At 75.5% G+C, this 21,275-nt stretch carries 12 protein-coding genes; 5 read left to right on the top strand and 7 right to left on the bottom strand.

Annotated features, from left to right (window positions below; genetic code table 11):
- The 4 genes from ABTZ03_RS27450 to ABTZ03_RS27435 form a co-directional block, all read right to left on the bottom strand.
- Positions 1 to 1,389, bottom strand: a complete 1,389-nt coding sequence (locus ABTZ03_RS27450; protein WP_350515756.1) for a DUF58 domain-containing protein — start codon at positions 1,387 to 1,389, stop codon at positions 1 to 3.
- A complete protein-coding gene (locus tag ABTZ03_RS27445; RefSeq protein ID WP_350515755.1) occupies positions 1,386 to 2,405 on the bottom strand; it encodes an AAA family ATPase in 1,020 nt (339 codons plus the stop codon). Before ABTZ03_RS27445 ends, ABTZ03_RS27450 begins: the two co-directional genes overlap by 4 nt.
- A 119-nt stretch (positions 2,406 to 2,524) precedes the next feature.
- Positions 2,525 to 3,052: a hypothetical protein gene (locus ABTZ03_RS27440; RefSeq protein ID WP_350515754.1), complete on the bottom strand. Its 528-nt coding sequence runs from the start codon at positions 3,050 to 3,052 to the stop codon at positions 2,525 to 2,527.
- The gene (locus tag ABTZ03_RS27435) at positions 3,049 to 4,026 is read right to left on the bottom strand and encodes a DUF4129 domain-containing protein (protein WP_350515753.1); all 978 of its coding nucleotides are present in this window, start codon (positions 4,024 to 4,026) and stop codon (positions 3,049 to 3,051) included. Before ABTZ03_RS27435 ends, ABTZ03_RS27440 begins: the two co-directional genes overlap by 4 nt.
- Before the next feature lie 192 nt (positions 4,027 to 4,218).
- Between ABTZ03_RS27435 and ABTZ03_RS27430 the strand changes: the two genes are divergently transcribed.
- Positions 4,219 to 5,463 (top strand): MFS transporter, encoded by a 1,245-nt coding sequence (locus tag ABTZ03_RS27430; RefSeq protein WP_350515752.1) that lies wholly within the window; start codon positions 4,219 to 4,221, stop codon positions 5,461 to 5,463.
- Here ABTZ03_RS27430 and ABTZ03_RS27425 read toward each other — a convergent pair.
- The 3 genes from ABTZ03_RS27425 to ABTZ03_RS27415 form a co-directional block, all read right to left on the bottom strand.
- A complete protein-coding gene (locus tag ABTZ03_RS27425; protein ID WP_350515751.1) occupies positions 5,456 to 6,385 on the bottom strand; it encodes a LysR family transcriptional regulator in 930 nt (309 codons plus the stop codon). The two genes, ABTZ03_RS27430 and ABTZ03_RS27425, sit on opposite strands and share 8 nt — an antisense overlap.
- A gap of 9 nt (positions 6,386 to 6,394) precedes the next feature.
- The gene (locus ABTZ03_RS27420; protein ID WP_350515750.1) at positions 6,395 to 7,894 is read right to left on the bottom strand and encodes a phosphotransferase family protein; all 1,500 of its coding nucleotides are present in this window, start codon (positions 7,892 to 7,894) and stop codon (positions 6,395 to 6,397) included.
- Positions 7,895 to 7,990: 96 nt separating this feature from the next.
- Complete coding sequence (locus tag ABTZ03_RS27415) at positions 7,991 to 8,977, bottom strand: helix-turn-helix transcriptional regulator (protein WP_350515749.1); 987 nt, start codon at positions 8,975 to 8,977, stop codon at positions 7,991 to 7,993.
- A 339-nt stretch (positions 8,978 to 9,316) separates the two neighbouring features.
- On the opposite strand from ABTZ03_RS27415, the gene ABTZ03_RS27410 reads away from it, so the two are divergent.
- The 4 genes from ABTZ03_RS27410 to ABTZ03_RS27395 all read left to right on the top strand — a co-directional run bounded on the left by ABTZ03_RS27410 (position 9,317) and on the right by ABTZ03_RS27395 (position 21,256).
- Positions 9,317 to 10,630: an IS256 family transposase gene (locus ABTZ03_RS27410; RefSeq protein ID WP_350515748.1), complete on the top strand. Its 1,314-nt coding sequence runs from the start codon at positions 9,317 to 9,319 to the stop codon at positions 10,628 to 10,630.
- Positions 10,631 to 10,834: 204 nt separating this feature from the next.
- Complete coding sequence (locus ABTZ03_RS27405) at positions 10,835 to 11,002, top strand: hypothetical protein (protein WP_350515747.1); 168 nt, start codon at positions 10,835 to 10,837, stop codon at positions 11,000 to 11,002.
- A gap of 135 nt (positions 11,003 to 11,137) precedes the next feature.
- A complete protein-coding gene (locus ABTZ03_RS27400; RefSeq protein WP_350515746.1) occupies positions 11,138 to 11,350 on the top strand; it encodes an MbtH family protein in 213 nt (70 codons plus the stop codon).
- A gap of 123 nt (positions 11,351 to 11,473) precedes the next feature.
- Positions 11,474 to 21,256 carry a non-ribosomal peptide synthetase gene (locus ABTZ03_RS27395; protein WP_350515745.1) on the top strand — a complete coding sequence of 3,261 codons (9,783 nt, stop codon included), beginning with the start codon at positions 11,474 to 11,476 and terminating at the stop codon, positions 21,254 to 21,256.
- Positions 21,257 to 21,275: the final 19 nt, after the last annotated feature.

Below are 21,275 nucleotides of genomic sequence, written 5' to 3'. Positions count from 1 at the left end.
TCATCGGGCGGCTCCCATGATGCGGCGGCGCAGCAGCGGCCCGAGGGCCAGGTCCAGGGTTTCGCCCGGCGTGTGACCCACCACCGGGATCCCCCGGCCGCGCAGGGTGGCGCGCATCGCCTCACGTTCGGCGCGCCACAGGCGCAGGGCGAGGGCGTCGATCTCCTCGCCGGGGCGGGGCGTCGGCTCACCGGCCGGGATCTCCACCACGACGAGGGGGTTGCCGCGCTCGCGGATCTGGCCGAGGACGTCCAGGATGCGCTGGTCGGCGAGCGGGGTGAAGGCGTAGACCAGGGCGTGCCCGGGCAGGGCGGCGAGCGGCAGCGGCGGCAGCGGGCCGCGCCGGGGGCGGTCCTGACGGGCCTCCAGCACGCTCTCCACCAGCCGGTAGAACTGCCGGTCGCCGCTGCCTGCGGCGAGCTGGCGCAGCTGTCCGCCGACCGCGATCAGACCGATCCGGTCGTGTCGGCGCAGGTAGGCGCGGGCCAGGCCGGCCGCGGCGCGCAGGGTCTCGTCCAGGCTGCGGCGGCCGGTGGCGGTGTCGATGTAGTCGGCGAGGGTGTCGAGCAGGACGACCGCGTCGGCGGCGCGTTCGGCGGCGAACTGGTTGATCTGGACGGCGTCGCGGCGGGTGGTGGACGGCCAGTGGATCCGGCGCTGCCGTTCACCGGGCACGTGCGGGCGGACGCCGACCACCTCGACGCCGGTGCCCTCGTGGGCGGTGGTGTGCTCGCCGATCCGCTCCGGCAGCCGGACCGGGATCGGGGTGAGCCGGGCGGAGTCGGGGACGGGGAAGACGTCGACGGTGCCGAGGTCGGTGCGGACGGTGCGGAGGGTCAGGCCGTGGGCGTCGGGCACGTCCAGGTCGACCACGCCCAGGTGCCGGCGGCCCCAGCTGTCGGCGTGCAGGACGAGGTCGACGCCGGTCGGGGTGACGGTCAGGGCGTCCAGGGCGAGGCCGGGGCCGAGCGAGACCACGGGCTCGGGGCGGCCGATCCGGCCGTCGTGCGCCACGGTGACCCGGACCGTGACGGGCTCGCCCTCGAAGCAGCGGCGCGGCCCGACGGCGCTCTCGGCGGACAGCCGGGCGGGCCGGCCGGTTCCGGGGGCGGCGAACGCGAGCAGCACGGCCGCGAAGGCGCCCGGGGCGAGCAGCCAGGCCTGGCCGGTGACCACGGCGGTGACGGCCGCGACGGTGGCCACCGTGAGCAGGCGCAGGGTCTGCTCCCCGGGCCGCCAGTGCGGTGCGGGCGGGCTGTCGGGCAGGCCGGCGGCGCTGGCCCGGACGCTGCGGGCGACGGCCAGCGCCCGGGCCCGGCGGGCGAGGCGGTCGTCGTCGGCGGCTTCCTCGCCGGTCCCGTCCCGCTCGGCGGCCGGGCCGGGGTTCACGGCGTCACCGCCCGCGGCAGCGTCTGCGGCACCGGGACGGAGGCGACCAGCCGCGCCACCACGTCGTCCGCCTCGATCTGCCGTACCCACAGTTCCGGCTTGAGCGTGATCCGGTGGGCCAGGGCGGGGCCGGCCAGCGCCTTGACGTCCTCGGGGGTCAGGTAGTCGCGACCCTCCACCATGGCGTTGGCGCGGGCGAGTTGGATCAGCGCCAGACCGCCGCGGGGCGAGGCACCCACCTGGATCTGCTGGTCGTTGCGGGTGGCGTCGACCAGGGCGATGACGTAGTCGACCAGGTCGTCGTCGACCTCGACCCGCTCCACCGCGGCCCGCATGGCGAGCAGTTCGGCCGGGCCGGCGACGGTCTCCAGCACCGGTTCGGGGGCCGCCCGGTCGATCCGGGCGCGCAGCATCGCCGCCTCGGTGGCGGTGGGGAGGTAGCCCATCCGCACCCGCAGCAGGAAGCGGTCGAGCTGGGCCTCGGGCAGGGAGTAGGTGCCCTCGTACTCGATCGGGTTGGCGGTGGCGATGACCAGGAAGGGGTCCGGCAGGCGGCGGGTGGCGCCGTCGACGGAGACCTGGCCCTCGGCCATCGCCTCCAGCAGGGCGGCCTGGGTCTTGGGCGGGGTCCGGTTGATCTCGTCGGCCAGCAGCAGCTGGGTGAACAGCGGTCCCGGTCGGAACACCATCTCGCCGGTCCTGCGGTCGTAGAAGGGGGCGCCGGTGACGTCGGAGGGCAGCAGGTCGGGGGTGAACTGGATCCGGCGGAAGTCCAGGCCGAGGGTGGTCGCGAACGAGCGGGCCAGCAGGGTCTTCCCAAGGCCGGGGAGGTCCTCGACCAGGACGTGCCCGCCGGCCAGCGCTCCGAGCATGACCAGGCGCAGCGCCTCGGGCTTGCCGACCACGGCCCGTTCGATCTCCGCGATCACCGCGCGGGCCCGCTCTCCGGCCTGCCGCGGGGTCAGCGGGGCGACGGGGCGGACGGAGTCCTGGAGGGTGCTGGAAAGGTCGGGCATGACGCTCCTGCGGAAACGATTCGGTCGCTGGGTTCTGGGCTCGGTACCGCAGTCAGTACCAAGGTCGGTACCGGGGCCGGTGCCAAAGTCGGTACCGGGGTCGGGTCGGTGGCGGGAGGTCACAGCGTGTCGAGCCGGTCGACCAGCTCGCGCACGACCTCCGCCGGGAAGACCGCCGCCGGCGGGGGTGCCAGCGGGTCGATCCACGGCCACAGCCGCGGCCCGAGCAGTTCGGCGGCCCGGTCGCGGTCGGCCGACAGGTCCAGGCCGTGCTCCTCGGCGAGCCGTACCGCGTACAGCCGGCGGATCCGGGTGCGCAGCGGTCCGGTGTCGCCCTTGGGATCGAGGCCCTGGCGGACCGTCCAGCGCCAGTCGCCGAGGCCCGGTTCGTACAGCTCCTGCTGCCGCGGCCGGCTGCGCAGGGCGACGGCGTCGGCTCCCGCTCCGGCCACCCGGCGGCCGACCAGCAGGCCGGTGACGGCCAGCAGGGCCGCGCCGAATCCCGCGCCGGGCCAGCCGCCGACCAGGGCGAACAGCACCTCGGCGAGGACGGCGGGCACGGCGAGTTCGATCAGGCTGTGGCGCACCGAGCCCGGGCGGGCGAGTTCACGGTCCGATTCCCGGTCCGCTCGCGTGGTGCCGCTCATCGCGCTCCTCCCCCGGTCTGCGCCCCTGCCTGCGCCGGAAGTCCGTCCTCCGCCGGAGGGCCGGCCTCCGCGAGCCGGGCGGCGATGGCGTCCAGGGCCGCACGGGCCCGGCGCACCTGCTCGTCGTCCATCGGGTGGGTGGAGTACCGGGCCTCGCGGAACAGCGCGGTGAGCTCCCGTGCCGCGGCGGCGTCGACCCGCCCGTCGGACAGCACCCGGTGGAGCAGTTCCGTCGGACTCTCCCAGGCCTGCCGGGGCAGGCCGGACTCGGCCAGCGAGCCCTCCATCGCCGCGTAGCAGGCGATCACCGCGGCCCGGGCGTCGTCACCCGTCAGCGCCCGGCGGCCGGAGGCGACGGCCTCCGCGAGCGCCTCCTCGGGACGCGCCGGCACGACGGCGAGGGGCGGCGCCGCGGGCAGCAGCGGCACCCGCCCACGGCGTTTCCGGAGCAGGAGGACGAGCCCGATCAGCAGGGCGGCCACCGCCACCACCGCGAGCAGGCCGACGACCACCGCGCCGACCCCCACCCCGCCGCCCTCCGGGACGGTGACCGGCGGGGCCTGCGGGAGGCCGGGCGGGAAGCTCATGGGGGTCACCACCGGCGGCTCGAACCGTACGGACGGCTTGCCGGCCCGGGTGTGCAGGACCAGCAGCAGGACCGGCACCGCGCCGGCGGCCAGCGGGAGCAGGCGGATCGCCACCGCCCGCAGGCGCTCGGCCCGGGGCGTCGGCCCGTCGAGGTGGCGGACCTCCTCGCGGTAGCGCGCCGCGAACCTGCCGACCAGGCCGGCGAAGACCAGCCCGAGCAGCACCACGTAGCCGAGGTTCGCCACCGGCCCGGTCGTCGGGGTCCCGAGCAGCCCGCCCTCGGGGCGCAGCGCCGCGGCGGCCGCGATCAGTCCGAGGACGACCAGCAGCACGCCCGCCGGGCGACCCCACCGCCCGTGCCCGCCCGACGGCGACCCACCGCTCATCCGAAACCCCCCGGTCCCCTGCGCGCGACGGCGCGCGACCTGCAGGGTCGCACACCGACCGTCACGCTGTCACCTGCGGTTCCGGGTCCCGGTGGCCCGGCGGTGATCTTGTCCCGATCGATGAGCCGGGCTCATCGGTCGATGAGATATTCGATCTTGTTCGGCCGTCGGGGCCGCTGGTGAGCTGACCGCATGACGCAAGCGGAAACCACCCCCGCCCCTCCGACCGCCCCGGTCCCGGCCCCGGTCGCCGGCCACCGCTGGTCCCCGGTGCTCGCCGTGGCCCTGGCCACCTTCACCGTGGTGTCCTCCGAGATGATGCCGGTCGGCCTGCTCACCCCGATGTCCGACAGCCTCGGCGTCTCCGACGGCACCACCGGACTCACCCTCACCATCACCGGCCTGATCGCCGCCCTGCTCGCCCCGCTCACCCCGGTCCTGGTCGGACGGCGCGACCGCAGGACCGTGCTGATCGCCTTCATGCTGCTGCTCGCCCTCGCCGACGCGGTCAGCGCGCTCGCGCCGACCTTCCCGGTGCTGGCGCTCGGCCGGATCCTGCTCGGCGGCGCGATGGGGATCGTCTGGGGCCTCGCCGCCGGCCTCGGCCCCCGGCTGGCCGACGGTCCGCGGATCGCGCTGACCATGACCCTGATCTTCTCCGGGGTCTCGATCGCCTCGGTGCTCGGCGTCCCGCTCGGCACCTACCTCGCCGCACTGCTCGACTGGCGCGCCGCCTTCTGGGCGCTCGCCCTGCTCGGGGCCGGCTCCGCCGCCGCACTGGCCGCCACCCTGCCCGCCCTGCCCGCCCTGCCGGTCACCGGGCGCGGTCGCCTCGGCGGCCTCACCGACGCGCTGCGCAACCGGGGCGTCGCGGCCGGCGCCGCCGTCACCGCGTTCGTCGTGCTCGGGCACTTCGCGGGCTACACCTATGTCCGCCCGGTCCTCGAAACCGACGCGGGCCTGAGCAGCGGCACCATCGCGACCTGCCTGCTGGTGTACGGACTGGCGGGCGTCGCCGGGAACTTCTCGCTCGGTCCGCTGTCCGGCCGCCGTCCCAAGCTCGCCGTCACCCTCGCCCTCTCCGGCGTCACCCTGGCCGCCGCCCTGCTGCCGGCCGCCACCGGCGGCGTGGCCACCGTGCTGCTCGCCCTGATCCTCTGGGGCGCCGCGTACGGCGGGGTGTCGGTCTCCACCCAGACCTGGATCCGCACCGCCGACCCCGGCCGGATCGAGGCCTCGGCGGCCGTCTGGGCGGGCGTGTTCAACGCGAGCATCGCGCTCGGCTCGCTGGCCGGCGGGGTGGTCGTCGACCGGTCCGGGAACCACGCCGTGCTGTACACCGCGGCCGGGCTGACCGCCGCCGGGCTGCTGCTCGCCGCCGTCACCCGGCCGCGCGCCGCCGACGCCCGTACCGGCGGCGCCGACAGCGTCAACTGACCTCGGCCAGCAGCAAGTCCACGAACCGACCGGCCAGGCGGTGCGGCCGCCGTACGCTCTGCACCACCTGCAGCGCGCTCGGCTCCAGCTCCGGCACCGGCAGGTAGCGGATGTCCGGCCGCGGGACGTAGCGCGTGCTGTCCTCGCACAGCAGCAGGCCCCGGCGGGTGCTGGCCACCATCGACAGCCCCTCCTGGACGGTGGCGGCGCCCGTCGGATAGGTCAGTTCCCGCCCGTCCGTCGTCCGGCGCGGGGCGTTGGCCAGCCGCCAGTACTCGGGCGCCGCGCCGCGCGGCTCGATCAACGGCAGCTCCGCCAGCTCCTCGGCGGACACGACGGCCGGGCCCGCCGGACGGCGCGCGGCGGCCACCGCCACGTACACCGGCCGCCGGGAGAACTCCAGCAGCACCTCCAACCCCGGCTCCCGGCACGGGGCGAGCGCGATCGCCAGGTCGACCTCACCCCGGTCGAGCTGCGAGAACGGGTCCCCCCAGGGCAGTTCCACCAGGTCCGCGGCGCCCTCCGGCAGCCGGGAGACGGCCCGCGCCACCGGCTCGTACACCGCGCACTGGAACCCGAGGCGCAGCGGCGCGTCGGCGGCCGCGGCCCGGGCCCGGGCCTCGTCGTAGCCCGCCCGCAGCCGGGCGAAGGCGGGCACCACCTGCTCGGCCAGGCCACGGCCCAGCTCGGTCAACTCCACCCGCCGGCTGGTCCGTTCGAACACCGGCGCACCGACCCGGCCCTCCAACCGCTTGATCAGCTGAGAGACCCGCCCCTGGGACACGCCGAGCAGCCCGGCCGTCCGCCCGAAGTGCAACTGGTGCACGAGGACGGAGAAGCACTCCAGCTCCTGCAGCGGCAGTTCGGGCAGCACGTGCCCGGGCGGCGCCGCGGGCACGGGGTTCGAGGGCGTACGGTCCACCCTCGCAGTCTAGGCAAGGTCCGGTCGGAGGGGCGGGCAGGCCAGGGCGGCGCGCAGTTCGGCGGCCGGGTCGCCCTCGTGGTACGGGCGTTCGCTGGGCTCGATGTGGTCCAGGAACTCCTGGTAGCGCAGCGCGTAGAACAGGTGTTGCAGCGGCTCGGCGAGTTCGAGGGCGCGCTCGGGGTCGGAGCCGGGGAGGTGCCGGCGCCAGGCCTCCGCCCAGACCCCGGCGTGGTGCCGCCAGGCCGCCGGGCCGAGGTAGCCGCGGGGGCGCAGGCCGTCCACGGCGGGGTGGCCGAGGCAGGCGTCCGCGTAGTCGACCACCACCGAACCGGCCTCGCCGGTACGCCAGTTGCCGGGGTGGAAGTCGCCGTGCAGCAGGGTCTCCGGGAGGCCGCAGGCCGCCAGTTCGCGCAGCAGCGCGGGCAGTTCGGCGGCGAACCGCCCCAGCCGGTCGCGTTCCTCGGCCGTCAGGTCGGTCTCGGCGGGCAGCCGCTCCAGCAGGTCCGTGAACCGGGCGTGCAGTGCGGCGGGCGTGCGGTCGCGCAGCCCCGCCAGGGCGGTCGGGCGCTCGGCCAGGGCGGCCTGGGCGGCGACGAAGCGGGGGACGACGTCGGCGACGGTCCCGGGGGTCGGGCGCCAGCAGTCCTCGCCGGGGACGTGGTCGAGCAGCAGCCGCCCGTCGGCCGGGTCGTCGGCGAGCACCGTCGGGACGAGGGCGGGGTCGATGCCACCGAGCAGGGCGATCACCCGGCCCTCCGGGGCGTTGAACCGCGGGCTGGTGGTCTTCAGCCAGGCGTCGGTGCCGGTGGCGGTGGGGACGCGGAAGAGGCCGGACAGGTTCCAGGTCCGGATCTGCCGGGCGGCGCCGGTGGCCGGGCGGCCGAGGTCGGCGAGCCGCGTCTCGGCCCAGGCCAGGGCGGCGCGCAGGCCCTCCGGGGTGGCCCAGGCGGCGCGCCCGGCGGCGGGGGCCAGCAGGGCGGCCGTCCCGGCGTCCGGCGGGCGCGGGTCGAGGCCGGTCGGCCGCCGGAGCGCCTCGGCGTGGTAGCGCACCCGGCCGCCGTGGCCGGGGTCCGCGCTCCGTCCGTCGAGCAGGCGGGTCACCAGCACCGGCACTCCGGCGAGTTCGCTCGCCCGGGCGACCACGCCGTCCACCGAGGACCACCAGCCGAGGTCCGTCTCGAACGGGCCCAGCTGCCCGAAGTACGCGTCCCCGTGGGTCAGATCGACGGTCACGGTCCGACTGTTCGCTCGCTGCATCCGCTCAGCCTCGCCCACGCCGGCCGCCGGACGCGAGCGGATTTCGGCCGCCGCCCTCCGGGCCCGGTCGGCCGCCGTCCGGGCCTGCCGTCGGTCCGAGGCGAAGAGGAGCAGCCCGGCCAGCGCCTCCAGGACGTCGGCCATCGCCTCGTGCCAGTCGGCGAGACCGTCCCGGTCGTCGTCAGCGGGCTTGCGGGACCGCACGGTTCGGAGGTCCCGGAGCGCGCTCCGGAGCGCGGGGTCGAGCACGGGGTCTTCTTTCTCCGAGGGCTTCCCTGGTGAGGCTGCGCTGCCCGTAGCCTCGTGCCGGGAGTGCCGAGAGTACCGGAAGTGCCGGGAGTGCGGTCAGAGTTCGTCGAGCGCTTCGGCCAACACGCCTTCGCTGGCGATGATGTAGCCCAGGTGCCCGCGGCTGCGGCTGCCGAGGAGTTCGCTGGCCTTCTGGATGTGGCTGGAGACGGTGCGGGTGCTCATCCCGAGGCGGGAGGCGATGGCCTCGTCGGTGTAGCCGTTGACCATCAGCCGCAGCACGTTCTGCCGGGTGCGGTCGGTGAGCAGCCGGGGGCGGTGGTGGCCGTCCTGGTAGGTGACGGGTTCGGCGCGTTCCCACATCAGTTCGTAGATCTTGAGCAGGTACTCCACCAGCGGCGGGAACTGGATGAGCACTGCGGCGGCCTCACGTTGGGCGCCGGCCGGGATGAAGGCGGTGGAGCGGTCGCAGATGATGACCCGGTCGAAGACCTCGTTCAGGGTGCGCACCTGGGCGCCCCGGGCGGTGACCTGCTCGATGTAGGCGAGGGTGGGGCCGTGCGAGCGCACGGTGTGCTGGTACAGCGTGCGTTGGCGGACGCCGCGTTCGGCGAGGGCGAGGTCGCGCGGGAGCGCGTCGGCCAGGTGGTCGGCGCCGCGGCCGCCGCCGGGCTGGGCGGTACGCAGTTCCTCCGTGCAGGCGGCGACGGCCTTGTCCAGCGCGGGGTTGATCTCCTCGCCGGCCAGCAGGCGAATCGGGAGCTGGGCCTGTCTCATCACGTCCCGGTAGGCGTGTTCGGCGACGGCGAAGGCGGTGCGCAGTTCGGCGAGCCGCTCCTGGTGGGCGAGTACGGCGAGTTCGAGCGGCCGGGTCAGGCCGGTGACCGCGAGGTCCGGCGGGACGGCGGCCAGCCGCTGTCCGTCGCCGGGCAGGGCCCGTAGCAGGCCCATGACGAGCAGGCATTCGGGGGCCTGTCCGGCGTCGGCGCCGCCTTCGGCGACCGCGAGGCGGTAGAACTCGACCCCCCGGTCACAGAGTTGAGGTGTCCCCTTTTCCGTGCAGCTGTCCTGGGATACGCACATCTGGGCGTCCTTCCGGCTTCGGCATTGCGCTTTCACGAATGCCCGCACCGGCTGGAGCCAGGCATCCGAAGGGGCAGGATGGAACAGCCTGCCGTTCGGACGCATCCCCCCCGGGCCACGACAGCCGCGAGTGTACGCCCTGAAGGCGCGGAAATCAGCGGTTCTCGGCGCTATCGGGCCTGCCCGGCAACGGCGTCCGACGGTGGTGACGCGAGCACGACCGTACCCGGCTGCGGTGACGGGCGGATGACCGTCGCATTGCACGTGTCGCCCCGTCAGGGCGGCCGGAGCGAACGGCCGGTGGACGGTCCGGCCGACGGACGGAGGGCACCCCCATTGTTGCGCACTGATCCCGACCCCCCTCCCGCCTCCGGGGACCCGACCGGGTTGGTGGACCAGCGGCTGGTGCGCCAGCTCGCGGAGGCGGCGGCCGCGCAGGTCGGTTCCGGCGCGGTGCGGCTGCTCGGCGACGGCGGGCTGCTCCAGGCGCTCGCCAAACAGTTGATCGAGCGCGCCCTGGAGCTGGAGCTCCAGGAGCACCTGCACGGTCCGGGCGCCGACGCCCCGGCCGGCCCCGGCGGCGCCGCCGACCCCGCCGGTCCCGATGGCGGCAACGGCACCAACAGCACTACTGGCCCCAACAGCACCAACGGCCCCAACGGCGCCCGGGCCAGACGGCTGCTCACCGAGATCGGCCCGGTCGAGGTGCGGGTGCCGCGCGACCGCGACGGCAGCTTCGCCCCCCGGACGGTCCGCCCCCGGGCCCGCCGACTGCCCGGCCTGGACCGGCTGGTGGTCTCGCTCACCGCGCGCGGCCTCAGCTCCGGCGAGCTGGTGGCCCATCTGGCCGAGGTGTACGGGGTGGAGCTCAGCCGGGAGACCGTCTCGGCGATCACCGACCAGGTGCTGGACGAGCTGGCCGAGCGGCGCGGCTGCCCGCTGGACCCGGTCTACCCGGTGGTCTTCCTCGACTCGGTGCGCAGCGGCCGCTCGGGCGGCCCGCTGGTGCACCTGGCGCTGGGGATCTCGGCCGACGGCCTGCGGCAGGTGCTGGGCCTGTGGCCGACCGCGGACGGGGAGAACTGGCCGCAGGTGCTGGCCGGGCTGGCCGAGCGCGGGGTGCGGGAGGTCTGGGTGCTGGTCGGCGACGCCGCGCCGGGCCTGGCCGAGGCGGCGGCCGAGCGCTGGCCGCGCACCGTGGTGCACACCTCGGTGGCCCAACTGCTGCACGCCGCGCTGCGGCACGCCCCGGGTGAGGACTGGGGCGGGCTGGCCCGGACCCTGCACGAGATCTGCACGGCGCCCACCGAGGCCGTGGCGCTGGAACGGCTCGGCCGGGCCGAGCGGGAGTGGGGGCCGAGCCACCGCGAGGTGTTCCGGGTCTGGCGGGCGGCCTGGCCGCTGCTCGCCCCCGGCTTCCGGTTCGGGCCGGAGGCGCGCCGGCTGCTGGCGGGCGGGGGCGCGCTGGAGCGGCTGCACGCCCGGCTGCGCCGGATCGAACAGGTCGCGGGGCGGGTGCGGGACGAACGGGCCGCGCTCAAGCGGGTCTACCTGGCGACGCTGGCGCTGGACTCGCCGTCCGGGGCCGGGCGGCCGTGGAGCGGGGACTGGCCGGCCGTCCGGGAGGAACTGCGCCGGGGCTCCCGGCACTGAGCGCGGCCCCCACCACTGATCTGACAGTGCCAGGTGCTCATTGCATCAGTTCTGCCCGTTTTTGACACACTTTGTTCACGCTTCCGGTTCCCGCATTGCGTGATCCCGACAACGACCAGAGCTTCCACCTCAGTTTGAGCCTCGGCAGGATTCTTTCACAGCGAGGAGCGCACACACCGCCCGCCTCAGGAAGAGGAATTCGCCATGACGAATCATGCCGGTCGCATTCACGAGATGCTCGGGATTCTCGCCCTTCTGCTGATCTCCTTCGTCGTCCTCCAGGGCCGCTCCGGAGCGCACCTCTCCATGGCCTCCGCCGGGCTCACCAAGGTCCACACGGTGCACGGGGACGACTCCGGCTGGGGTCCGTGACCGCACCGCGGTGAAGTCACCGGCCGGGTATGCCGACGCACTCTCCGCACCACGCGAAGCCGACCCGCACCGTTCACCGAACGCCGACGAAATTCCCCCCTCCCCGTAATTCCCGGAACAGAGAGGAAACCGACGATGGCGAACCCGTTCGAGGACCCGGACGCCCAGTACCTCGTGCTGGTCAACGACGAGGGCCAGCACTCGCTGTGGCCGGTCTTCAGCCCGGTGCCCGACGGCTGGCAGCAGGTCTTCGGCGCCGCCGGGCGGCAGGACTGCGTCGACTACGTCGAGCAGCACTGGCAGGACCTGCGGCCGAAGAGCCTGGTCGCCCACCTGTCCGGCCACTGACGGCACCGCACCACCCCGCCGCACCCCGCCGCACAGCACCACGGCACCGCACGACGGCACAGCACCACGGAACCGCACCACCGCACGCTCCACCGGTCGCGCAGCAACGAGGGAGAGAGCCACATGTCCGGGGACCAGCAGACGCACAGAGCCCACCCACGGCCGGCAGCGGCCGAGGTGCTGTGTCGACTGTTCGCGGAGGTGCTCGGCCGGGAGTCGGTCGACCCCGCGGCGGGCTTCTTCGAGTTGGGCGGCGACCGGCCCGCCGCCGTCCGGCTGTCGGCCCGGGTGCGCGCCGAGCTCGGCTTCCGGGTGCCGCTGCCGCTGCTGCTGGACGCCCCCACCCCGGCCGCCCTGGCCACCCGGCTCGCCGCCCCGGCCGCCGACCCGGACGTCGACCCGCGCCCGACCCTCGGCGCGCTGGTGGACGCCCAGGTCGCCCGCACCCCGGGCGCCCCCGCGCTGTACGCCGGGGACGCCGTCCTCACGTACGCCGAACTGGACGCCCGGGCCAACCGGCTGGCCCGGGTGCTGGCCGCCCGCGGGCTGGGCACCGAGGACGTCGTCGCGCTCGCCCTGCCCAAGTCCCCCGAGGCGATCGCCGCGATCCTGGCCGTGGCCAAGACCGGCGCCGCCTGGCTGCCCGCCGACCCGGCCTACCCGGCCGACCGGCTGCGCCACCTGCTCACCGACTCCCGGGCCGCGCTGGTGCTCACCACCGCCGACACCGCCGGGCGGCTGCCGGACACCGGTGCGCCCCGGCTGCTGCTCGACTCCCCCGGGCACCTCGCCGAGCTGGCCGAGCGGACCGGCACCCCGTTCACCGCCGCCGAGCGGGTCCGGCCGCTGACCGCCGACCACACCGCGTACGTCATCTACACCTCCGGCTCCACCGGCCTGCCCAAGGGCGTGGCCGTCACCCACTCCGGGCTGCCCAGCATGATCGGCACCCAGGTCGCGGCCACCGGCGTCGGCCCCGGCAGCCGGGTGCTCCAGGCCGCCTCGCTCAGCTTCGACGTGTCCGTCTCCGACCTGGCGGTGGCGCTCAGCACCGGCGCCGCGCTCGTCCTCCCGCGCGAGCAGAGCGAGTTGGTCGGCGAGTCGCTGGCCGCGCTGATCGACCGGCACGGCGTCACCCACGCCGACGTCGCCACCGCGATGGCCGCCACCCTGCCGGACGTCCCGCTGCCCACGCTGCGCACCCTGATCGGCGGCGGCGAGGCCATCCCGCGCGAACTGGCCGCCCGGCTCGGCCGCGACCGGCTGATGCTGAACAGCTACGGGCCGACCGAGACCACCGTCATCGTCACCATGAGCGAGCCGCTCACCGGCACCGAGCAGCCCCCGATCGGCCACCCCTGCCAGGACGTGCGGATCCACCTGCTGGACGAGCGGCTGCGCCCGGTGGAGCCCGGCACGGTCGGCGAACTGTACGTCTCCGGACCGCACCTGGCCCGCGGCTACCTGGGCCGCCCCGCCCTGACCGCGGACCGCTTCGTGGCCTGCCCGTTCGGCGGGCCCGGCGACCGGATGTACCGCACCGGCGACCTCGGCCGCCGACGACCGGACGGCCAGCTGGACTTCCTCGGCCGGGCCGACGACCAGGTGAAGATCCGCGGCTTCCGGGTGGAGCTCGGCGAGATCGAGCAGACCCTCTCCGCCCACCCCGACGTCCGCCAGGCCGCGGTGCTGGTCCGCGAGGACCGCCCGGGCGAGCGCCGCCTCGTCGGCTACACCGTCGGCGGCGCCGACCCGGCCGAGCTGCGCGCCCACTGCGCCGAGCGGCTGCCCGACCACATGGTGCCGGTCGTCGTGGTGCTCGACCGGATGCCGCTCACGCCCAACGGCAAGGTGGACAAGCGCGCCCTGCCCGCCCCCGTGCTCGGCGCCGCCGAGCAGGGCGGCCGGGCACCCGCCGGGGAGGTGGAGCACACCCTGGCCCGGCTCTTCGCCGAGGTGCTCGGCCTCCCCCGGGTCGGGGTCACCGACTCCTTCTTCGAGCTCGGCGGCGACTCCATCGTGGCCATCCAACTGGTCTCCCGGGCCCGACAGGCCGGGCTCCGGCTCACCCCCCGCGCGGTCTTCGACGCGCCGAGCGTCGAAGCGCTGGCCCCGCTCGCCCGCCCGCTGGAGGGACCGGTCGCGGTCGAGCCCCCCGGGGCCGGCCTCGGCGAGGTGGCGCCGACCCCGATCGTGCACTGGCTCTCCGAACAGCACGGCGCCGTGCGGAGCTTCCACCAGGCCACCCTGCTCACCCTGCCCGCCGGGACCTCGGACCCCGACCTGGTGACCGCCCTGCAGGCGCTGCTCGACCACCACGACCTGCTGCGCGCCCGCACCTCCCCGCTCGCCGAGCGCCCCTGGACGCTGCACGTCCCCGCGCCCGGCGCCGTCCCGGCCGCCACCGTGCTGCTCGGCGTCCCCGGCCCGGCCACCGCGGAGAGCCTGCGCGCCGCCACCGGGACCGCCCGCGACCGGCTCTCCCCCGAGGACGGCCGGATGGTCCAGGCCGTCCGCTTCGGCACCGGCCCCGAGCTGCCCGGGCAGCTGCTGCTGGTGATCCACCACCTGGTGGTGGACGGCGTCACCTGGCGCATCGTCGAGGAGGACCTGCTCGCCGCGCTGGCCGCCGTCCGCGCGGGCCGGGAGCCCGCACTGCCCCCGGTGCCCACCTCCTTCCGCCGCTGGGCCCAGCGGCTCACCGCCGAGGCCCGCACCGACCGCCGGGCCGCCGAACTCCCGCGCTGGCAGGCCGCGCTGGCCACCCCGGACCCGCTGCTCGGCGACCGACCGCTGGACCCCGCCCGGGACACCTACGCCACCGAGGGCACCCTGCGCCTGGTGCTCCCCGCCGACACCACCCGGGCCCTGCTCACCCGGGTCACGGCCGCCTACCACGCCCAGGTCAACGACGTGCTGCTGACCGCGCTGGCGCTCGCCCTCGCCCACTGGCGCGGCGACGTACCGGCCGGGCCGGACGGCGCGGTGCTGCTGAGCGTCGAGGGCCACGGCCGGGAGGAGGTCGTCGAGGGCGTCGACCTGCACCGCACGGCCGGCTGGTTCACCTCGGTCTACCCCGTCCGGCTCGCCCCCGGGCCGCTCGGCTGGTCCGAGGTCACCGCCGCCGGGCCCCTGCTCGGCCGCGCCCTCGGCCGGGTGAAGGAGCAGCTGCGCGCCGTCCCGGACAACGGCATCGGCTACGGCCTGCTGCGCCACCTCAACCCGGCCACCGCCCCGGTGCTGGCCGGATACGCCGAGCCGCAGGTCGAGTTCAACTACCTGGGCCGCTTCCAGCCCGAGGGCGTCACCGCCGAGGACGTGCTCGCCGGGGCCGAGGCGATGACGGAGGGCGCGGCGCCGGAGCTCGCGCTCGGCCGGGTCCTCGGTCTGGACGCCACCACCGTGGACACCCCGCAGGGTCCGCTGCTGGTCGCCCAGTGGTCCTGGGCCGGCGAACTGCTCACCGCGGAACGGGTCCGGGCGCTCGCCGAGGCCTGGTTCACCGCGCTGGGCGCACTCGCCCGGCACGCCGAGCGACCCGACGCCGGCGGCCACACCCCCTCCGACTTCCCGCTGGTCGCGCTCGACCAGGCGGAGGTGGACCGGCTCGCCGAACTCCACGCCCCCGCCGCCCTGGTGGACGTCTGGCCCACCTCGCCGCTGCAGCAAGGCATGGCCTTCCACGCCGCCTACGACACCGACGGCGCCGACGTCTACACCTCCGTCTGCACCTTCGACCTCACCGGCCCGGTCGACGCCGAACGCCTGCGCACCGCCGCCGAGGACCTGCTGCGGCGCCAGCCCAACCTCAAGGCCGGCTTCCACCAACGCCCCGACGGCCCGCCCGTGCAGGCCGTCCCGGACCGGGTCGACCTGCCCTTCGCCGTCGTCGACCTGACCGGCCAGGCCGACCCGGAGGCCGAGGCCGACCGGATCGCCGCCGCCGAGTACGGCCGCCGCTTCGACCTCGCCCGGCCGCCCCTGCTGCGCTACACCCTGCTCACCCTGGCCCCCGGACGGCACCGGCTGATCGCCTCCGCCCACCACATCCTGCTGGACGGCTGGTCCACCCCGCTGTTCGCCGAGGAACTCTGGGCCCTGTACTTCGGGCAGCCGCTGCCCCCGGCCGCGCCGTACCGCGAGTACCTGCGCTGGATCACCCGGCGCGACGAGGACGCCGCCCGCGCCGCCTGGGCCCGGGCCCTCGACGGCACCGACGAGCCCACCCTGCTCGCCCCCGGCCGCTCCGCCGCCGTCCCCCGACTGCCGCTGCGCCTGCACACCGGCCTCACCCCGACGGCCACCGAGGCGCTCGGCCGCACCGCCCGCCGCTACGGCGTGACGCTCAACACCCTGGTGCAGGCCGCCTGGGGCGTGCTGCTGGCCCGGCTCACCGGGCGGGAGGACGTGCTGTTCGGCACCACCGTGTCGGGCCGGCCGCACGACCTGCCCGGCGTCGAGCGGATGATGGGCCTGCTGATCAACACCGTGCCGGTGCGGGTCGCCCTCGACCCGGCCGAGAGCTGGGGGCAGCTGCTGCTGCGCCTCCAGCACGAGCAGTCCGCGCTGCTCGACCACCAGCACCTCAGCCTCACCGAGATCCAGCAACTCGCCGGACTGGGCAGCCTGTTCGACACCGTCACGGTGTACGGCAACTACCCGGACCCGTCCGCCCTGGACGCGGCCGACCCGAGCGGCGCCACCCGGGTCACCCTGGTCGAGGACGTGGACAGCGCCCACTACCCGCTGGTGCTCGCGCTCACCCCCGGCGACGGCCTCCACCTGCGGCTGGACCACCAGCCGGACGCCTTCACCCCGGCCGAGGCGCGCACCCTGCTGGACCGCTTCCTCGCCCTGCTGGACCGGATCGTCGCCGACCCGGCCGAACTCCTGGGCACGGTCGAGGTGTTGACCACGGAGGAGCGCGAACGGCTGCTGACCGGCGGGCGCGGCCCGGTCACCGAGCTGCCGACCGGCTCGGTGCCGGAGCTGTTCGAGGCCCGGGCGGCGGCCACCCCCGACGCCGTCGCCCTGGTCTCCGAGACCGGAGAGCTGAGCTACGCCGAACTCAACGCCCGGGCCAACGGGTTGGCGCTGCGCCTGGTCGCGGCGGGCGTCGGCACCGAGACCCCCGTCGCCCTGCTGCTGGAGCGCTCCCCCGCCCTGGTGGTGGCCGTCCTGGCCGTCCTCAAGGCCGGCGGAACCTACGTCCCACTCGACGACGCCCAGCCCGAGGAGCGCCTGCGGGCCGTCCTCGCCGACGCGGGCGCCGGCCTCGCCATCACCGACCGGGACCACCCCGCGCTGACCGGGCTGACCACCCTCACGGTCGGCGAGGAGACCGCCGACAACCTCGGACTCCGCTTCCCCGCCGCCCAGTTAGCCTATGTGATGCACACCTCCGGCTCCACCGGAGTACCCAAGGGCATCGGCATCACCCACCGCTCGATCGTCGACCTCGCCCTCGGCGGAGCCTTCGACCGGGACGCCCACGACCGCGTACTGGTCCACTCCCCGACCGCCTTCGACGCCTCCACCTACGAGGTCTGGGCCCCGCTGCTCTCCGGCGGCCGCCTGGTGATCGCCCCGCCCGGCCGGCTCGGGATCGCCGAGCTCGCCCGGCTGTTCGGCGGGCAGCGGGTCTCCGGCGCCTTCATCACGGTCGGACTCTTCAACGTGCTGGCCACCGAGGCCCCGGAGTCCTTCGCCGGGATGCGCGAGGTGTGGACGGGCGGGGACATCGCCTCGCCGACCGCCATGCGCCGGGTCCTGGAGGCCTGCCCGGGCCTCCGGGTGCTCAACGTCTACGGGCCGACCGAGACCACCACCTTCGCCGCCCGCCACCCGATGGCCACCGCGGCCGAGGTGCCGGACAGCGTCCCGATCGGCCGCCCGCTGCCCAACACCCGGGCGTACGTGCTGGACGCCGGACTCCGGCCGGTGCCGGCGGGTGTCCAGGGCGAGCTCTACCTCGCCGGACCGGGCCTGGCCCGCGGCTACGTCGGCCGCCCGGCCCTGACCGCCGAACGCTTCACCGCCGACCCCTACGGCGAGCCCGGCGACCGGATGTACCGCACCGGCGACCTCGCCCGCTGGAGCCACCCGGGCGAACTGGAGTTCGTCGGTCGAGCGGACGACCAGATCAAGCTGCGCGGCTTCCGGATCGAACTCGGCGAGGTGGAGAGCGCGTTCGCCGCCCACCCAGCCGTCCGGCAGGTCATCGCCCTGGTCCGCGAGGACCGACCGGGCGACCGGCGCCTGGTCGCGTACGCCACCGGCCCGGCCACCCCCCAGGAGCTGCGCGCCTTCGTCGCCGACCGACTGCCCGGCTACATGGTGCCCGCCGCGATCGTCACCCTCGACACCCTGCCGGTCAACTCCAACGGCAAGGTCGACCGCCGCGCCCTGCCCGCCCCCGACTACCGCGGCGCCGAGGGCCGGGCCCCGCGCACCGACGCCGAGCGGTCCCTGTGCGAACTCTTCGCCGACGTCCTCGGGTTGGCGACGGTGAGCATCGACGACAACTTCTTCGACCTCGGCGGGCACTCCCTGCTCGCCACCAAGCTGGTCAGCCGGATCCGCACCGCCCTCGGCGCGGAACTCCCCATCCGCACCCTGTTCGACCACTCCACCGTGGCCGCGCTGGCCACCGCCCTCCCCGCCTCCGGCCCGGCCCGCCCGGCCCTGCGCCCGGCCGAGCGGCCCGAGCGCGTCCCGCTCAGCCCCGCCCAGCAACGCCTCTGGTTCATCGAGCAGTTCGAGGGCCCGAGCCCGCTCTACAACACCCCCTTCGCGCTCCGGCTGACCGGCGCCGTCGACCACCCCGCCCTGGAACGGGCCCTACGGGACGTGGCGGCCCGGCACGAGGCGCTGCGCACCCTGGTCCCCACCGCCGACGGCCAGCCGTACCAGTTGGTCACCGAGGTCCCCGAACTCCCGCTGCGGGTCGTCCCGGTGGCCGACGAGGCGGAACTGCGTGCCGCCCTGGCCGGGGCCGGCCGGGAGGTCTTCGACCTCGCGACCGAACTTCCGCTCCGCTGCTCGCTGTTCTCCCTGCCGCAGGACGAGCATGTGCTGCTGGTACTGCTGCACCACATCGCCGGCGACGGCTGGTCCGTCGCCCCGCTCTTCCGCGACCTGGCCACCGCCTACCGGGCCCGCCTGACCGGTGCCGCACCGGAGTGGGAGCCGCTGCCCGTCCACTACGCCGACTACGCGCTCTGGCAGCGCGAGCTGCTCGGCGACCAGGAGCGGCCCACCGCCCTGCTGACCGCCCAACTCGCCTACTGGCAGCAGACCCTGGCCGACGCCCCGGAGGAGCTGGCGCTTCCGTACGACCGGCCGCGACCGGCCGCGCCGAGCCACCGCGGCGGCCTGGCCGAGGCCGTGGTGGACGCCGAACTGCACGCCGCACTGGCCGAGTTGGCCGCAGCCCAGCGGGCCAGCCTGTTCATGGTGCTGCAGGCCGCGGTCGCCGTCCTCTACACCCGGCTCGGCGCCGGCACCGACCTGCCGCTCGGCACCCCGGTCGCCGGACGCACCGACGAGGCGCTGGACGACCTGGTCGGCTTCTTCGTCAACACCCTGCTGCTGCGCACCGACACCTCCGGCAACCCCGGCTTCCGCGAGCTGCTGGACCGGGTCCGCCGCACCGACCTGGATGCCTTCGACCACCAGGACGTGCCCTTCGAGCGCCTGGTCGAGCAGCTCAACCCGACCCGCACCCCGGCCCGCCACCCGCTGTTCCAGACCCTGGTGGCCCTGGAGAGCCCGGCGGCGGTGCCCACCGCCCTCGGTGAACTGGCCTGCGCCGAGCACCCCTTCGTGCTGGACGTGGCCAAGTTCGACCTGTCCTTCCGCTTCACCGAGCAGGGCCCCCGGGCCGGCCTCACGGTGGCGATCGAGTACGCCACCGACCTGTTCGACCACGGCACCGCGACCGCTCTCGCCGAGCGGCTGCTGCGGGTGCTGCGGGCCGTCACGGCCGAGCCCGACGCACCGATCGGCGCGATCGAGATCCTCGCCCCGGCCGAGCGCGCACAGCTGCTCACCGGCTGGAACGACACCGCCGTGCCCGTCCCGGACGCGTCGCTGCCCGAGCTGTTCGAGGCCCGGGCGGCCGCCACCCCCGACGCCGTCGCGGTGGTCTCCGAGACCGGGGCGCTGAGCTACGCCGAACTCGACGGCCGGGCCGAGCACCTGGCCACCCAGCTCACCGACGCCGGGGTCGGCACCGACACCCCGGTGGTGCTGCTGATGGCCCGCTCCGCGGAGCTGCTGGTCGCCCTGCTGGCCGTCCTCAAGGCGGGCGGTACCTACGTCCCGCTCGACGACCGGCACCCGGCCGAACGGCTACGGCGGATCACCGCCGACACCGGGGCGGCGCTCGTCCTGACCGACGCCGCCCACCGCGACCACCCGCTGGCCAGCGACGCGCCCTGCCCCGTGCTGACGGTCACCCCGGACCGCTTCGAGGGCCCGCGCGAGCGGCGCGCCCAGCGGCCCGCGATCCATCCGGAACAGCTCGCCTATGTGATGTTCACCTCCGGCTCCACCGGGGAACCCAAGGGCATCGCCATCACCCACCGGGACGTGGTGCAGCTCGCCTTCGACCCGTGCTGGCAGCACCCCGACGGGCTGCGGGTGCTCTTCCACGCCCCGCACGCCTTCGACGCCTCCACCTACGAACTGTGGGCCCCGCTGCTCTCCGGCGGGCAGGTCGTCGTCGCACCCCAGGGCGACCTGGACGCGGCCGCCATCGGCACGCTGGTCCGGGCCCACCACCTCACCCATGTGCACGTCACCGCCGGACTGTTCCGGGTCATCGCCGAGGAGGACCCCGCCGTCTTCACCGGCCTGCACGAGGTGCTGACCGGCGGCGACCTGGTCTCCGCGCCGGCCGTACGACGGGTACTGGCAGCCGTCCCGGAGCTCGCCGTCCGGGTGCTCTACGGCCCCACCGAGATCACCCTCTGCGCCACCCAACTGCCTTTTGCCACCGCCGAGTCGGTACCGGACAGCGTGCCGATCGGCCGCCCGATGGCGAACACCCGGGCCTACGTCCTGGACGACGGGCTCCAACCCGTGCCGGCCGGGGTGCCCGGCGAGCTCTACATCGCCGGCGCCGGACTCGCCCGCGGCTACCTCGCCCGCCCGGCCCTCACCGCCGAGCGCTTCGTAGCCTGCCCCTTCGGCGGCAAGGGCAATGGGCCCCTCCTGCCCGATGGCGGGCAAGGAGGGCGGATGTACCGCACCGGCGACATCGTCCGCCGCACCACCGAAGGCGTCCTGGAGTTCCTCGGCCGCGCCGACGACCAGGTCAAGATCCGCGGCTTCCGGATCGAACTCGGCGAAGTCGAAGCCGCGTTCACCGCCCACCCCGCCGTCCGCCAGGCCCTCGCCCTGGTCCGCGAGGACCGACCCGGCGACAAGCGCCTGGTCGCCTACCTCACCCTCACCGGTGACACCACCCCCGGCGAACTGCGCACCTTCGCCACCGACCGGCTGCCCGCCTACATGCTCCCGGCCGCGATCGTCACCCTGGACGCGCTGCCCGTCACCCCCAACGGCAAGGTCGACCGCCGCGCCCTGCCCGCCCCCGACTACACCGGCGCCCCCGAGGGCCGCGCCCCCCGGACGGCGCAGGAGCAGAGCCTGTGCGAGCTGTTCGCCCAGGTGCTCGGGCTGGCCACGGTCAGCATCGACGACGGCTTCTTCGACCTCGGCGGCCACTCGCTGCTCGCCACCAAGCTGGTCAGCCGGATCCGCGCCGCCCTGAACGTCGAGCTGTCGATCCGCACCCTCTTCGACCACCCCACGGTCGGCGAACTCTCCGCCGCGCTGCCCGCGGCCCGCAAGGCCCGGCCCGCCCTCAGGCCGATGCGCCGGCCCGGCAGCGCCTCCTAGGCGGCACACGCCACCGGCC

The organism is Kitasatospora sp. NPDC096077 (assembly GCF_040303245.1).
Taxonomy (GTDB): Bacteria; Actinomycetota; Actinomycetes; order Streptomycetales; family Streptomycetaceae; genus Kitasatospora.
Note: the sequence above shows the minus strand (reverse complement) of the source record. Positions and strands in the feature narration are given on the sequence as shown.

Bases quoted from the DNA above. Each gene is read 5' to 3' on its own strand.
- ABTZ03_RS27415 (WP_350515749.1), bottom strand. From the start codon at position 8,977: ATGTGCGTATCCCAGGACAGCTGCACGGAAAAGGGGACACCTCAACTC.
- ABTZ03_RS27430 (WP_350515752.1), top strand. From the start codon at position 4,219: ATGACGCAAGCGGAAACCACCCCCGCCCCTCCGACCGCCCCGGTCCCG.
- ABTZ03_RS27400 (WP_350515746.1), top strand. From the start codon at position 11,138: ATGGCGAACCCGTTCGAGGACCCGGACGCCCAGTACCTCGTGCTGGTC.
- ABTZ03_RS27405 (WP_350515747.1), top strand. From the start codon at position 10,835: ATGACGAATCATGCCGGTCGCATTCACGAGATGCTCGGGATTCTCGCC.
- ABTZ03_RS27445 (WP_350515755.1), bottom strand. From the start codon at position 2,405: ATGCCCGACCTTTCCAGCACCCTCCAGGACTCCGTCCGCCCCGTCGCC.
- ABTZ03_RS27440 (WP_350515754.1), bottom strand. From the start codon at position 3,052: ATGAGCGGCACCACGCGAGCGGACCGGGAATCGGACCGTGAACTCGCC.
- ABTZ03_RS27435 (WP_350515753.1), bottom strand. From the start codon at position 4,026: ATGAGCGGTGGGTCGCCGTCGGGCGGGCACGGGCGGTGGGGTCGCCCG.
- ABTZ03_RS27395 (WP_350515745.1), top strand. From the start codon at position 11,474: ATGTCCGGGGACCAGCAGACGCACAGAGCCCACCCACGGCCGGCAGCG.